The organism is Actinosynnema sp. NPDC049800 (genome assembly GCF_040656635.1).
GTDB lineage: Bacteria > Actinomycetota > Actinomycetes > Mycobacteriales > Pseudonocardiaceae > Actinosynnema.
This window is the reverse complement of record NZ_JBFAMT010000103.1, coordinates 1-14879: the sequence shown is the minus strand read 5'-3', so window position 1 is coordinate 14879 and position 14879 is coordinate 1. Positions and strand designations below refer to the sequence as shown.

General features: G+C 71.2%; 7 protein-coding genes. 6 read left to right on the top strand and 1 reads right to left on the bottom strand.

The genetic code is table 11. The features are described 5' to 3' along the window. Window positions 1-144 precede the first annotated feature (144 nt). Complete coding sequence (locus AB0I91_RS43930) at window positions 145-2964, bottom strand: PQQ-dependent sugar dehydrogenase (RefSeq protein ID WP_499618767.1); 2820 nt, start codon at window positions 2962-2964, stop codon at window positions 145-147. Window positions 2965-3804: 840 nt separating this feature from the next. Between AB0I91_RS43930 and AB0I91_RS43925 the strand changes: the two genes are divergently transcribed. The 6 genes from AB0I91_RS43925 to AB0I91_RS43900 all read left to right on the top strand — a co-directional run bounded on the left by AB0I91_RS43925 (window position 3805) and on the right by AB0I91_RS43900 (window position 14801). Continuing rightward, complete coding sequence (locus AB0I91_RS43925) at window positions 3805-6669, top strand: glycosyl hydrolase family 95 catalytic domain-containing protein (protein ID WP_498781978.1); 2865 nt, start codon at window positions 3805-3807, stop codon at window positions 6667-6669. Window positions 6670-6757: 88 nt separating this feature from the next. Continuing rightward, on the top strand, window positions 6758-7651 hold the full coding sequence (locus AB0I91_RS43920; protein WP_499618769.1) for an amidohydrolase family protein: 894 nt from the start codon (window positions 6758-6760) through the stop codon (window positions 7649-7651). A gap of 272 nt (window positions 7652-7923) precedes the next feature. After that, window positions 7924-8697: a FadR/GntR family transcriptional regulator gene (locus AB0I91_RS43915; RefSeq protein ID WP_498781982.1), complete on the top strand. Its 774-nt coding sequence runs from the start codon at window positions 7924-7926 to the stop codon at window positions 8695-8697. A 468-nt stretch (window positions 8698-9165) separates the two neighbouring features. Beyond that, window positions 9166-12636: a ThuA domain-containing protein gene (locus tag AB0I91_RS43910; protein WP_498781984.1), complete on the top strand. Its 3471-nt coding sequence runs from the start codon at window positions 9166-9168 to the stop codon at window positions 12634-12636. Between the two features lie 81 nt (window positions 12637-12717). Beyond that, window positions 12718-13416 carry a hypothetical protein gene (locus AB0I91_RS43905; RefSeq protein WP_498781986.1) on the top strand — a complete coding sequence of 233 codons (699 nt, stop codon included), beginning with the start codon at window positions 12718-12720 and terminating at the stop codon, window positions 13414-13416. A 53-nt stretch (window positions 13417-13469) separates the two neighbouring features. After that, on the top strand, window positions 13470-14801 hold the full coding sequence (locus AB0I91_RS43900) for a ricin-type beta-trefoil lectin domain protein (protein ID WP_498781988.1): 1332 nt from the start codon (window positions 13470-13472) through the stop codon (window positions 14799-14801). Window positions 14802-14879: the final 78 nt, after the last annotated feature.

Sequence of the window (14879 nt, the reverse complement as noted above, 5' to 3'; positions counted from 1 at the left end):
TTTTTTTTTGCCCCGCTGGGGTGGTGGGGGGGGGGGCGCCGCCGGGTTGGGGCTAACCCCCCAACGCCGCGGACCTTGCCGGTTTCATCCGGGCGGGGTTCGTCGGGGCGGGTTCATCAGGGCGGGTCCGTCAGGGCGGGTCCGTCAGGGCAGGGTCCATCGCTGGTTGGTGCCGCCGTGGCAGCTCCAGATGATCAACTGCGTGCCGTCCGCGGAGCTGGCGCCGTTGGCGTCCAGGCACTTGCCCGACTGCGCGTTCACCAGCGACCCGTTGGCGCCGGCGGTCCAGTTCTGGCCGCCACCGCCGTTGCAGGTCCACAGCCGCACCAGGCTGCCGTCGGCGGTGCCGGCCGCCTCCATGCACTTGTCCAGCGCGCGCAACGTGGACCCGCTCACCGTCCAGCGCTGGTTCGCGCCACCGTTGCACGTCCACAGCTGGACCTTCGCGCCGTCCGCCGAACTGCCGCCGTTGACGTCCACGCACTTGCTCGCGACCCCGACGATCGGCCCGGTCCGCGTGCTCCCCGTGGACGTGCCGAACGTGTAGGCGTCCACGTCGAAGAGCGTGCCCGAGCCGCCTGCGAAGGTCAGGTACAGCGCGATGGTCCCCGGCGGCACGTTGGCCAAGGTGGTGGAGACGTCCGTGAAGGTCTCCCACCCGCCGGTCACCGGCACGGTCACCGAGCCGAGCACCGGCCCGGTGGGCGAACCGCTGCGCACCGACAGCGTGCCGCCCGAGCCGGCGGACGACACCCGCGCGGTGAACCTCGTGGTCGTGCCGAGCGCGTACGGCTCGAACGCGATCCAGTCGCCGTTCTGGATGTCGCCGACGGTCCGCCCGCCCTCGGCGGCGGCCTTGTCGTACAGGGCGGTGCCGGACTGGGTCGAGTAGTGCTCCGCCTGGCGGTGCCGCAGCTGCAGCACGTGCTGCGTGTGCGTGGTCACCGGCGGCTGTCCGTTCGCGCCGGAGTCGGTGTACTCGGCGTCGAGCACCGCGAACAGGTTCGCCGCCGTGTCGTGCTCACCGTCCACCGGGATCTGCAACGTGCCCGAGCAGCCGGTCTGCGTGGTGATCGGGTGCCCGTGGCTGTCGTGGCCGAGCACGTAGCTCAGCTTCACCCTGGTGCAGTCGATCGTGCCGTCCTCCGCGTCCGACGCCGTGATCGTGTACGGCACGGCGTCGCCGAAGCTGAACAGGGTGCCGTTGACCGGCGAGTCCAGCTTCACCACGGGCGCGGTGTTCCCGACCGAGATCGACACGCCGGCGCTACCGGAGCGGCCTCCGGTGTCGGTCACCGTGAGCGTCGCCGAGTACTGCCCGTTGGACGTGTAGGTGTGGGTGGGGTTGGCGGCCGTGGACGTGGCGCCGTCGCCGAAGTTCCACGCGTAGGTCAGTGCGCCGCCCTCGGGGTCCGAGGAGCCGGCCGACGAGAAGTTCACCGTCAGCGGCGCGCTGCCGGAGACGGGGTTCGCGCCGGCCCGTGCGGTCGGCGCCTTGTTCCCGGCCGGGTTGTACTCGATGCGGTAGAGGGCCGAGCTGGCGTCACCGCTGCCCCAGCCGGTGCCGTAGTCCAGCACGTAGAGCGCGCCGTCCGGGCCGAAGGTGGCGTCCATGACCTGCGTGCCGCGCCAGGGGAAGTCGCTGACCTGCCCGGCCGACCCGTCGGCGTTGACGTCGATGGTCTTGATCCAGCGCCGGCCGAACTCGGTGGCGAACACGTGCCCGTCCAGCGCGGGCGGGAACTTGATCGACGACGGGTTGGCCGCGTCGTACCGGTACACCGGAGCGGCCATCGGCGACTCCGAGCCGCAGCCGAACGCGGAGAAGGAGCAGTTGTCGTACTTGATCCACGCCGAGCGCGCGGCGGGCAGCGTGCCCAACCCGGTGTTGCGCGGCGAGTTGTTGGCCGGCGCGGCGCAGTTGAACCGGCTGCCGGACTGCCCGGTGGCGAAGTTGTAGTCGACGTACGCCTCGGCCGTGGTGTTCGAGCCGACGCAGTACGGCCAACCGTAGTTGCCCGCCGAGGTGATCCGGTTGAACTCCACCAGGCCGGCGGGCCCGCGCGTGTTGCTGCTCGTGCCCGCGTCGGGCCCGTACTCGCCGAGGTAGATCGCGCCGGTCGCCTTGTCCACGTTGAAGCGGAACGGGTTGCGCAGGCCCATCGCGTAGATCTCGGGCCGGGTGTTGGCGGTGCCGGGCGCGAACAGGTTGCCCGCCGGGATCGAGTACGACCCGTTGGCGTTCACCTTGATCCGCAGCACCTTGCCGCGCAGGTCGTTGGTGTTGCCCGCGCTGCGCTGCGCGTCGTAGACCGGGTTGCGGTTGGTCCGCTCGTCGATCGGGGTGTAGCCGCTGGAGTCGAACGGGTTGGAGTCGTCCCCGGTGGACAGGTACAGGTTGCCCGCCGCGTCGAAGTCGATGTCGCCGCCGACGTGGCAGCAGTTGCCGCGGTCGGTCGCGACCTCCAGCACGGTGATCTGGCTGGCCATGTTCAGGGTGAAGTCGGCGTTCAGGGTGAACCGGGCCAGCCGGTTGACCCCCTTCCACGCCGAGAAGTCCGAACCGGTGGCCGGCGCGTCACCGCCCGGGGTGGACAGCGGCGGGGCGTAGAACAGGTAGATGAACCGGTTGGTGGCGAAGCCGGGGTCCACCCCGATGCCCTGCATGCCTTCCTCGTCGTGCGTGTAGACCGGCACCGTGCCGATCACGCTGGTGACGCCCGCGGCCGTGGTGCGGCGCACCGTCCCGTTGCGGGCGGTGTGCAGCACCGAGCGGTCCGGCAGGACGGCGAGCGTCATCGGCTCGCCCACTTCGCCGACCCCGCGGGCCAGCTCGACCTGCTGGAAGTCGGCGGGGTTGACCGCGTGCGCGGACGCCGGTGACGAGGAGCCGATCACCGTCGCCACCACACCGGCGGCCACGAGGAGAGCGGCGGACAACGCCGCCCTGACCCGATGTCTCATGGCAGGCTCACACCCTTTGATCTCAGCTGACGGGGCTTCGACCCGGCCGGCGGCGCCCGGAGGTGTCCGGGAGCGTTCCCAGTCGAAGTCGGGAAGAATTCGGGCGACTTTTCCGCGATCACCCCGTCGACGGGCCGGTGCCGGCGGCGGGTGGCGCGGCGGACCGACTCCGCACGCGACCGCGAAGGCGGGCACGGCCGGGACGGTTCGCCGGTGAACCACGGGTACTCCGCACGAATCGGTCGGTGCGCGATTCGAACCGATTCGGACCGGAGCGGAGGCTAAGTGCTAATGATCGGCTAAAGCAACGACTTCGCCGGTCGCCCGCCGGGAGTCCGGGCGACGTGCGCCGCACTGTCCTCAATAGACGGCGCCCGGCGACCGGGGTCGGGCGGACGCGCCGGCCGGAACACGGCGCCCGGTCCAGCCCGATGTGTTCGTCGCATCGAAGAGCCCCCTCGTCATCGTCGACGGGTGCGGCCGGGTTGCCCACCTCGTGCCGGCGGACCTTCCGGAGCCTTCCCGCACCGTAGCCACCCACGACTCGGGGCGTCAACGTTCGACTTGCTAAAATTGTTAGCGCTAACCCTTTAGCCGCAACGGCTTCGTCAAAACTGCCAGGCGAATGCGCAATTGATCGGGTGCCTCGGCAAGAAACACGTGTTATCGCTAACATCAATCGCCCGTCAAGCATTGACGGCACCGTTCGCCGATGGCTACGTTGCCCGGAGGGCTCCGGCCGAGCCGCGGGCGTTGCGCCGCGATCCGGCGGCCCACCGGCCACTGAGGACAGTCGTGGCCCGCGCCCGGTCCACCACCGTCCGCTTTGGAGGATCCAGCATGTCGGACTTGCCACGTAGGCGACTCATGCAGCTCGGCGCGGCGGGCGCCGGGGCCGCGCTGGTGCCGGGCGGCTGGACCGCGGTGGCCCGTGCCGACTCGGCCGCGCCGCCGGAAGTGCGCGCGGTCGACGACCTGGCCTTGTGGTACGACCGGCAGGCCGGCACGGAGTGGCTCCGCGCGTTGCCGATCGGCAACGGCCGCCTCGGCGCGATGGTCTTCGGCAACGCCGACACCGAGCGGTTGCAGCTCAACGAGGACACGGTGTGGGCCGGCGGTCCGCACGACTACACCAACACGCGGGGTGCGGCCGCGCTGCCGGAGATCAGACGCCTGGTGTTCGCGAACCAGTGGTCGCAGGCGCAGAGCCTCATCGACCAGGCCATGCTGGGCAACCCGGCCGGCCAGCTCGCCTACCAGCCCGTGGGCGACCTCAGGCTCACCTTCCCCAGCCCCGGCACGGTGTCCGGCTACCAGCGGTGGCTCGACCTGACCACGGCCACGACCGTGGTGACCTACGTGGCGAACAACGTGCGGTACCGCCGCGAGGTGATCGCCAGCGCGCCGGACCAGGTGATCGCGATGCGCCTGACCGCCGAGACGCCCGGGTCGATCTCGTTCACCGCCACGTTCAGCACGCCGCAACGGGCGACCACGTCGAGCCCGGACGGCACGACGATCGGGTTGGACGGCCGGTCCGGCGACCAGCGGGGCATCGCGGGCTCGGTCCGGTTCCTCGCGCTGGCCAAGGCCGTCGCGGAGGGTGGCAGCACCAGCAGCTCCGGCGGCACGCTGCGGGTGACCAACGCCAACAGCGTCACGTTGTTGATCTCGATCGGCACCAGCTACGTCGACTACCGCAACGTGGCGGGCGACTACCAGGGCATCGCGCGGGGCCGCCTCAGCGGCGCGCAGGGCACGGCGTACGACGTCCTGCGCAGCCGGCACGTGGCCGACTACCAGCGGCTGTTCGGGCGCGTCACCCTCGACGTCGGTCGCACCGCGGCGGCGGACCAGCCGACCGACGTCCGGATCTCCCAGCACAACACCGCGGTCGACCCGCAGTTCTCCGCGCTGCTCTTCCAGTACGGCCGGTACCTGCTGATCGCGTCGTCGCGGCCGGGCAGCCAGCCCGCGAACCTGCAGGGCATCTGGAACGACCAGCTGACCCCCTCGTGGGACTCGAAGTACACCATCAACGCCAACCTGCCGATGAACTACTGGCCGACGGACACGACCAACCTCGCCGAGTGCTACGAGCCGGTGTTCCGGATGATCAACGACCTCACCGTGACCGGCGCCCGCACCGCGCGTGCGCAGTACAACGCCGGCGGCTGGGTCACCCACCACAACACCGACGGGTGGCGGGGGTCCTCGGTGGTGGACGGCGCGCTGTGGGGCATGTGGCAGACCGGCGGCGCGTGGCTGTCCACCATGATCTGGGACCACTACCTGTTCACCGGCGACGTCGAGTTCCTGCGGTCCTACTACCCCGCGATGAAGGGCTCCGCCCAGTTCTTCCTCGACACCCTCGTGGAGGAACCGACGCTGAAGTGGCTGGTCACCAACCCGTCGAACTCGCCGGAACTGCCGCACCACGCGAACGCCAGCGTGGCCGCGGGTCCCACGATGGACATGCAGATCCTGCGCGACCTGTTCGAGGGCTGCGCCCGCGCCTCGGAGGTGCTCGGCGTGGACGCCGACTTCCGCACCCGGGTCCGCGCGACGGCGCAACGGCTCGCCCCGATGCGGGTCGGCTCGCGCGGCAACATCATGGAGTGGCTCTACGACTGGGTGGAGCCCGAGACGAACCACCGGCACGTCTCGCACCTGTACGGCCTGCACCCGAGCAACCAGATCACCAAGCGCGGCACGCCCCAGCTGTTCGAGGCCGCCCGCCGAACCCTCCAGCTGCGCGGCGACGACGGCACCGGGTGGTCGCTGGCTTGGAAGATCAACTACTGGGCGCGGATGGAGGAGGGCGGCCGGGCGCACGACCTGATCCGCTACCTGGTGACGCCGGCGAGGCTCGCGCCCAACATGTTCGACCTGCACCCGCCGTTCCAGATCGACGGCAACTTCGGCGCGACCTCCGGCATCGCCGAGATGCTGCTGCACAGCCACAACCGCGAGCTGCACGTGCTGCCCGCGCTGCCGCCGGCGTGGCCGACGGGCAGCGTGACGGGTCTGCGCGGGCGCGGCGGGTACACGGTCGGCGCGACCTGGAGCAGCACCGCGATCACCCTCTCCGTCACGCCGGACCGCGACGGCGCGGTCCGGATCCGCAACCGGGTGTTCACCGGCACGTTCGAGCTGACCGACACGACGAGCGGCGCGGTCGTGCAGCCGACCAAGCCCGAGGCGGACGTCGTCGAGTTCCCGGGTCAGGCCGGGCACACGTACCGGGTGACCGGGCAGGGCGGCGGCAGCGGGCCGATCGTGCAGCCGGGGGTGTACTACCGGCTCGTCGCGCGGCACAGCGGCAAGTTCGCCGACATCAGCGGCGTGTCCACCGCCGCCGGGGCCCTGCTGCAGCAGTGGTCGGCGACCGGCGGGCTGAACCAGCAGTTCGACTTCGTCGACTCGGGCGGCGGTTACTACCGCGTCCGGGCCCGGCACAGCGGCCTGGTGCTCCAGGTCGCGAGTTCGAGCACCGGCGCCGACATCACCCAGCGACAAGACACCAACGCCACGAGCCAGCAGTGGCGCGTGGTCGACCAGGGCGGCGGTGTCGTCAGCCTGGTCAACCGGCTCAGCAACCTGGCCATGGACGTGTGGAGCGCGTCGACCGCCGACGGCGCGCGCATCTCCCAGTGGACCCCCGGCGGGGGTGACAACCAGCGCTTCCTGCTCCAGCGGGCCTGACCGCCCGGCAACGCCCGCGTCCGATGAGGTGGGATGTGTTGCTAGCCTTCGCCGCGCTCGTGCGGCGGCCGACCGAGGTGGAGACGACATGATCCGGATAGACGCGCACCACCACGTCTGGCGGCTCCCGGCGGGCACGCCGACCTCGACCGGGCCGAGCCCTCGTGCCCACGACTGGCTCGACGGAGCGGACCTCGCCCCGATCCGCCGCGACTTCACCCTCGACGACCTGTCGTCGGTCGCGGCGGTGGCGGAGATCGACCGGACGGTGCTGGTCCAGGTCCTCCCGGAGGTCGAGGAGACGGCCGAGTTCCTGTCCCTGTCCGCCGACGAGGGCAAAGGTCTGGTGGCGGGCGTCGTCGGGTGGGTCGACCTCACCGATCCCGGCATCGGTGACGTGCTCGCCGCGCTGCGCGCCGGTCCTGGCGGCGACCTGCTCGTCGGGGTGCGGCACCTGGTGCAGGGTGAGCCGGACCCGCGGTGGCTGACCCGGCCCGACGTCCGGCGCGGGCTGCGCGCGGTCGCGGAGGCGGGGCTGGCCTACGACCTGCTCACCCTCGTGCACCAGTTGCCGGCGGCGATCGAGACCGTGCGCGCGCTGCCCGGGGCGACGTTCGTGCTGGACCACCTGTCGAAGCCCCCGATCGCCGCCGGCGACCTCGAACCGTGGGCGTCCCTCCTCCGCGGGCTCGCCGCCGAGCCGAACGTCACCTGCAAGTTGTCGGGCATGGTCACCGAGGCCGACCCGGTCGGGTGGACCGTGGCGGACCTGCGTCCGTACGCCGACGTCGTGCTGGACGCGTTCGGTCCGTCGCGGGTGATGTTCGGCTCCGACTGGCCGGTCTGCCTGCTCGCGGGCTCGTACGAGGAGGTCGTCGCGGCGGCCGAGGGCCTGACCGCCGGTCTCAGCTCCGCCGAGCGCGACGAGGTGTTCGGCGGCACGGCCACCCGCGTCTACCGGTTGCCGCCCGAACGGCTGTGAAGCTGCGCCTGGCACGGCTGAGCCAGGCTCGACCCGTCGGCGGTCCTCGACGTCCACGACCCCCGACAGCCGCCACCGGGGCCAAATAAGCATGCTTATTTTTGCCCCGGTGCCCGCATATCGTTAGCACCGAGTACGATCCGCACCTGACGTGCACGAGCCAGGCACCGCGACGCGCGCTCGACGGTGGCCGCCCTACCCGGAGGTGGGCTGGGCGGACAGCGGGTGAGCCGGTCATACCCTTCTGGCGACCCCGTCACTAAGGAGCGGCGTTGACGGATGGCGCACTTGTGCCGGACGGCCCGACCGGGCAACCGGACACCACCCCGGCGCCCGGTCCGTACCGGCCGGGCTACGAGCTCGTCGCCGAGCAGATCCTCCAGCTGATCGCCGAGCTGGAGCTGCGGCCCGGCGACCGGATGCCGACCGAGAACGAGCTGGCCGCGCGGATGGGCACCAGCCGGACCGTGGTCCGGGAAGCCGTCAAGATCCTCTCCGCGATCGGACGGGTGCGGGCGCACAAGGGGCGCGGGCTCTACGTGGCCGACGACGAGGGCATGCTCGGCTCCTCGCGGTGGGGCGGCTTCTTCCTGCCCACCAACCTCGACCACGTCTACATGCTCTTCGAGTTCCGCCGGGTGCAGGAGACCGCGGCCAGCCGACTGGCCGCGACCCACGCCACCCCGGCCGAGCTGCGCGCCATCGCCGCCGCCGCGGAGACCTGCCGCGAAGGCCACCTGACCGACCAGGCCGCGCTGTTCGAACGCGGTGACGAGGACTTCCACCTCGCGGTCGCCGCGGCGTCCCACAACCAGTTCCTCGCCGCCGCCGTGCGCGAGGCCCGCCGCCTGCAACGCCAGTCCAGCACCATCGGGCTGCACGGCTCGGTCGGCGGGCACGCGGCCGAGGCCGTCGACGAGCACGTCGCGATCTACCAGGCGATCCGCGACGGCGACCCCGAAGCCGCCGCGGCGGCCGCCGGCGTCCACATCGACAACACCCTGCAGGACTACCGCCGCGAGATCCAGCGCCGACTCTTCGGCTGACCACCGGTACCGCTCGACACCCCTCGTCCACGACGATGGGGTGTGCCGGGCGTGCGCTCGGATCTGGACTCGTTCGGCAAATGTGTGCTACAAATCGCGGCGAACCTACGCGCGTACATGTATGACATTCAGCACCCGGGCAACGACGCACCGAGGGAGCGATCATGTCTGCTCGTCGATGGGCTCGATCATCGCCGCCGATGAGCGCGGACGAGTCCGCCCCACCCCCTGAAGCGCCCTGAGCCCACCGCGGTCGACAGCCCGTGGTGTTCCAAGCGGACTGGAATCCGAATCCGAGCCGGCGCGGTGCCGTGCACCGCGCCGGCTCGACCCTCGTGCACCGGCCGCCGCCGCACGCGCACGTAGCACGCCGGTCCCGGTGACCGCCGCCGGACGCCGTCGTTCCCGCCCGCACTCCGCCGCCGCGTAATCCCGTCAGTCGCCTTCGAGTGCCCCAGAGGAGTGGCCATGCGACACAGATTCGCGCGCCTGCTGTCGATAGCAGGTTGCGTGGTGGTGATGTTGGGGCTGGCGACCGCGCCGGCGCCCGCGCACCCCGAAGGGTTCCACGTCCTGCTGTTCAGCAAGACCGCCGCCGGCGCCTACCGCCACGACTCGATCCCCGCCGGGATCACGATGTTCGAGCAGCTGGCCGCCCAGAACGAGTGGGAGCTGACCAAGAGCGAGGACTCGTCGATCTTCAACGACGCCTCCCTCGCCACGTTCGACGTGGTCGTCATGCTCCAGACCTCCGGCATGGTGTGGGACAACGACGCGCAGCGCGCCGCGGCGCAGAAGTACATGCGCGCCGGCGGCGGCTTCGCCGCGATCCACAACGCGACGGACATGAACATCGAGCAGCAGTTCCCGTGGTGGGACCAGATGCTCGGCATGACCATGACCGCGCACTCGGCGACCGTGTCCGGCACCGCCAAGGTCGCCGACCGCAAGCACCCGTCCGGCGCGGCGCTGCCGGACCGGTGGACGCGCACCGAGGAGTGGTACAACTTCACCCGCTCCGCGCGCGGCAGCGCGCACGTGCTGGTGACCGCCGACGAGACGACGTACGACCCCGGCTCCAGCCGGATGGGTTACGACCACCCGATCTCGTGGTGCCGCAACTACGAGGGCGGCCGGCTGTGGGCCACCGCCATGGGCCACCAGGCGTCCAGCTACTCCGAGCCGCTGTTCCGCGAGCACGTCAAGGGCGGCGTGGAGTCGGCGGGCGGCAAGGTGCAGGCCGACTGCGGCCCCACCGTGTGGAGCAGCTTCGAGAAGGTGACGCTGGACGACAACACGGTCGGACCGGCGGCGCTCGACGTCGCCAAGGACGGCCGCGTCTTCTACGCGGAGTACGGCGGCAAGGTGAAGATCCACAAGCCGGACACCCGCACCACCGTCACGGCGGCGTCCCTGAGCGTCTACACCGGTGGCGAGGACGGTCTGACCGGGCTCGCGCTCGACCCGGACTTCGCCACCACCAAGTGGATCTACCTGATGTACTCGCCGGCGGGCGGTGGCGAGGACATCGCGCGCGTCTCCCGGTTCACCGTGAACGGCGACTCGCTGGACCTGGGCAGCGAGCGGATCCTGATGAAGGTGCCGTCGTCGCGGCAGGCGCCGGAGCCGGGCCACACCGGCGGCTACATCGCGTTCGGCCCGAACGGCAACCTCTACATCGGCACCGGCGACGACGTCCAGCCGCACCGCTCGGACGGCTACGCGCCGATCGACGAGCGGCCGGGCTGGGCGAACAACGACGTCCAGGCCACCTCGGCGAACACCAACGACCTGCGGGGCAAGATCCTGCGCATCCACCCGGAGACCAACGGGACCTACACCATCCCGTCCGGCAACATGTTCGCGCCGGGCACGGCCAGGACGAGGCCCGAGATCTACGCGATGGGCTTCCGCAACCCGTTCCGGTTCTCGGTGCACCCGACGTCGGGCACGATCTACGCGGCCGACTACGGCCCCGACGCGGCCAACGACAACCCCAACCGCGGACCCGGCGGGACCGTGGAGTGGAACGTCATCACCTCGCCCGGCTTCTACGGCTGGCCGTACTGCATCGGCGACAACATCCCGTTCAACGACTACAACTTCGCCACGGGCCAGTCGGGCGCCAAGTTCAACTGCGACCAGCCGGTGAACAACTCGCCCAACAACACCGGCCTGACCACGCTCCCGGCCGCGCGCAAGGCCGAGGTCTGGTACGGCAACGGCGCGAACGGCAACAAGTTCCCGGAGATGGGCAGCCCTTCCGGCGGCGAGGCGCCCGGCGCGTTCCCGATCTACCGGTACGACGCGAACAACCCCTCCCCCACCAAGTTCCCGGCCTACTTCGACCAGACCCCGTTCTTCGGCGAGTGGTCGCGCAACCGGATGTGGGAGTTCCGGGTGGGCCAGGACGGGAAGCTGTTGAAGATCAACGACTTCCTGTCGAACCTGAGCTTCAAGTCGCCGCTGGACATGAAGTTCGGCCCGGACGGAGCGATGTACCTGCTCGAATGGGGCTCCGGCTACGGTCGGGACAACCCCGACTCCGGGCTCTACCGCATCGACTACAAGAGCGGCGACCGCAGTCCGGTCGCGACCGCCACCGGGACGCCCACCTCGGGTTCCTCACCCCTGACGGTGCGGTTCTCCAGCGCGGGCTCCGGTGACCCGGAAGGCGGTCCGGTGACCTACCGGTGGGAGTTCGGCGACGGGAGCACGTCCACCGAGGCCAACCCCACGCACACCTACTCGGCCAGGGGGCAGTTCAACGCCAAGCTCACCGTCACCGACGTGGGCGGGAAGTCCGGCGTCACCAGCGTGGTCGTGACCTCGGGCAACACCGCGCCGACGGTCAACCTGAGCGTCCCCGACGGCGGCATGTTCGGCTGGGGCGACTCGATCCCGTACACGGTCACGGTCACCGACCCCGAGGACGCCTCCATCGACTGCTCGAAGGTGACCACCACCCCGGCGTTGGGCCACGACCAGCACGGGCACGACCTCGCGCCGATCCCCGGCTGCACCGGCACGTTCACGGCCGAGACCGACAGCGCGCACGCCAGCCTGAACTCGTTCTGGGTGGCGGCGAGCCGGTACACCGACAACGGCACGTCCGGCGTGCCCGCCCTGGAAGGCAACCGGAAGGTCCTCCTGCAGCCCAAGCGCAAGCAGGTCGAGTACTTCACCGGCTCCTCCGGCGTGCGGGTGGTGTCGCAGTCCGGCGCCGAGTCCGGCGGTCGGGTCGGCGACATCGGCACCAACGACTGGGTCTCGTTCAAGCCGTACAACTTCACCGGGATCAGCCAGGTGTCCGTGCGGCTGTCGTCGCCCAGCGGCGGCGGCTCGATCGAGTTCCGGGCCGGTTCGCCGACGGGCGCGCTGATCGCCACGGTCCCCGTCCCGAGCACCGGCGGCTGGGACAACTACGTGAGCACGCCCGCGGTGAACGTGACCAACCCCGGTGGCACGACGGAGCTGTTCATGGTGTTCCGGACCGGCACGAGCTCCTTCGACGTCGACTCGATGACGTTCACCGGCAACGGGGTCGGCACGCCGGGCACCGGCGGCGGGACGGGCCGCATCGTCGGCATCGGCGGCAAGTGCGTCGACGTCAACGGCAGCAGCACCGCCGACGGGGCCAAGGTCCAGCTGTGGACCTGCAACGACGGCGCGAACCAGACGTGGACGCGCACCGGGCAGACGCTCCGGGCCCTGGGCAAGTGCCTGACCGTCAACGGCGGCAGCACCGCCGACGGCGCGCTGGTGCAGCTGTGGAGCTGCAACGGCTCGGGCTCGCAGAACTGGTCGGCCCAGTCCGACGGCTCGCTCCGCAACGGCACGAAGTGCCTGGACGCCAACGGCGGCAGCTCCGCCGACGGGACGCAGCTGATCATCTGGACCTGCAACGGCGGCGCCAACCAGCGCTGGACGCTGCCCTGAGCGGGCGGTCCGCGGCTCCGGCACGCGCCGGGGCCGCGGACCCGCACCGCCGGGTTCCTTCGCACGGCAAGGAGGAAGGTCATGGGCAGGACCACGCCGGTGCGGCGGGGCAAGTCGCTGCGCCAGGCAGCCGGGCCGCGATCACCACGCTCGTCGTGGGGTCCGGTGACCGCCCTGGTCACCGCGTTCGCGCTCGGGTTCGCCGTCGCGTTCGTGTCGGGCTCGTGGACGTCGGGACCGGACGCGACCCAGCGCCGGATCGCCGAGTTGCAGCAGGCCGAGGCGCAGCGCGACGTCGAGCACGTCGGCACGTTGATCGAGCTCGCCAAGGGTGGCCGGGAACGCCTGACACCGGTGTTGCAGGCGATGGCGAAGGCGGCTCCCCCGCCGGGCACGGGCTCGCCCACCGCGCCCGCGATCGACGAGGTGCGCGGCTGGCGCGACGTGGTGTCCGCGGAGGTGCGGCGGTACGCCGAGACACCGTCCGCGGGCAACGGCGTGAACGTCGCCCGCACCGGGATGCGCACCGCCGTCGAACAGCTCGCCGCCGCGGTCGACGGGTTCGCCGCCGCGGTCACCGCCCCCGAACCGCTCGCGGGCGACCTGCTGGCCCTGGCCGGCGCGCAGCGCACGCTGGCGCTGCGCACCTGGTCGGTGGCCGCGCTCCAACTGGACGTGATCAGCATCGACGCCGGCAAGGGCCACGTGCACGTGTACCTGCCGTCCGGGCCGGACTCCGGCACGATCCCGGCCGACACGGCGCCGGAGGGCAGCGGATGACCGCCGACCCGAGCTCATCAGCAAGCCACACCACACAGAACGGAAGCACACCCGTGTCAAAGGACAACCGCCCCCACCGGCGTTGGACGGTGATCGGCGCCGCCGCGGCACTGCTGCTGACCGGCGCCGACATCGCCGGCGCCGAGCCCGCACCCGCGGCGCCCGCCGCGTCGGACACCGTCACCACCGCCGCCGCGACCCCGGGCTGCGGCAAGGCGCCGACCCTGCGCAGCGGCACGCACACGATCCAGAGCGGCGGCAAGACCCGCAGCTTCATCCTGAGCATCCCCGACAACTACAACAACACCTACCAGCACCGGCTGGTCTTCGGGTTCCACTGGCTGGGCGGCACCATGGACCAGGTCGCCGGGGGCGGGAGCGACGGGGCCGTCTACGCCCACTACGGGCTGAAGCAGCTGTCGAACAACACCGCGATCTTCGTCGCGCCCCAGGGCCTCAACAACGGCTGGGGCAACTCCGGCGGCGAGGACGTCACCTTCGTCGACAACATGATCAAGCGGATCGAGGACGACCTCTGCGTCGACACGACGCAGCGCTTCTCGCTCGGCTTCAGCTACGGCGGCGCGATGAGCATCTCGCTGGCGTGCTCCCGGCCGACGGTGTTCCGCGCCATCGCCGCCATCGCCTCCCCCGGTGAGATCAGCGGCTGCGCGGGCGGCACCGCACCCGTCGCCTACATGGGCATCCACGGCATCTCGGACAACATCGGCAGCGGACGCGGCCAGCGCGACCGGTGGGTCCGCAACAACGGCTGCACGGTGCAGAACCCGCCGGAGCCGGCCCGGGGCAGCAACACGCACATCACTACCGCCTACTCGGGGTGCCGGACCGGGTACCCGGTCGTCTGGGCCCCGTTCGACGGTGGCCACCAGCAGGGACCGGTGGACGGGTGCGCGGGCTGCGAGTCCGGCGCCAGGAGCTGGGTCAAGGGCGAGGTGTGGAAGTTCTTCACCGGTGAGCAGGGCCCCGGCCCCGGCCCGGACCCGACCACGTTCCGGCTGCGGGGCGAGGCGAGCAGCCGGTGCCTGGACGTCAACGGCGCGAACTCGGCCAACGGCACGCAGATGATCATCTGGGACTGCAACGGCGGCGCCAACCAGCAGTTCGCGGTGAACGGGAAGGCCCTGCAGGTGCTGGGCAAGTGCCTCGACATGCCGAGCAACGCCGCCGCGGGCAGCCGGGTGCGGATCTGGGACTGCACCGGCGGCACGAACCAGCAGTGGAACCTCAACACCAACGGCACGATCAGCAACGTGCAGAACGGGCTGTGCCTCGACGTCAACGCCGCCGCGACCGCCAACGGCTCCGCGGTGATCGTGTGGAACTGCCACACCGGCGCCAACCAGCGGTGGGCCCGGGCCTAGGAACGGGCGAGGGCGGCCCGCGCACCGCGGGCCGCCCCGTCACCCCGCAAGCGGCTCCCCGCGGCTCCGATCGGAACC

Coding starts and splice junctions, on each gene's coding strand:
- AB0I91_RS43925 (WP_498781978.1), top strand. CDS start 3,805: ATGTCGGACTTGCCACGTAGGCGACTCATGCAGCTCGGCGCGGCGGGC.
- AB0I91_RS43920 (WP_499618769.1), top strand. CDS start 6,758: ATGATCCGGATAGACGCGCACCACCACGTCTGGCGGCTCCCGGCGGGC.
- AB0I91_RS43910 (WP_498781984.1), top strand. CDS start 9,166: ATGCGACACAGATTCGCGCGCCTGCTGTCGATAGCAGGTTGCGTGGTG.
- AB0I91_RS43930 (WP_499618767.1), bottom strand. CDS start 2,964: ATGAGACATCGGGTCAGGGCGGCGTTGTCCGCCGCTCTCCTCGTGGCC.
- AB0I91_RS43905 (WP_498781986.1), top strand. CDS start 12,718: ATGGGCAGGACCACGCCGGTGCGGCGGGGCAAGTCGCTGCGCCAGGCA.